The following is a 250-nucleotide window of genomic DNA, read 5'->3' as shown; positions in this document are numbered from 1 at the left end:
GACGGCGAGGAGGAACCAGACCAGCATGCTGAGCCGCAAGGCGGCGGGGGCAGTGGCGGCCACCCAGAGGACCGACAGCGCGGCGAGTCCCGCCTGCTGCGACATGACGACCACGGTCGGCCCGTGCTCGACCAGGTGCTCCGCGCGCCGCGTCGCCTCGGCGAGGTCGCTCGGGTTCACCACCCGGGTACCTCGACCCGGACCGAACTGATCCGGCCGGAGCGCGTCGTCGCCGTCACGGCCGGGTCGT

1 protein-coding gene is annotated in these 250 nt (G+C 74.0%); it reads right to left on the bottom strand.

Translation table 11 applies throughout. The features are described 5' to 3' along the window. Positions 1-180 (bottom strand): hypothetical protein (locus tag H489_RS38275; RefSeq protein ID WP_167578313.1); only part of this gene is annotated, 180 nt, incomplete at its 3' end. Between the last annotated feature and the right edge of the window lie 70 nt (positions 181-250).

The organism is Curtobacterium flaccumfaciens UCD-AKU, from assembly GCF_000349565.1.
GTDB lineage: Bacteria > Actinomycetota > Actinomycetes > Actinomycetales > Microbacteriaceae > Curtobacterium > Curtobacterium poinsettiae.
This window is presented reverse-complemented; position numbering and strand designations above follow the sequence as displayed.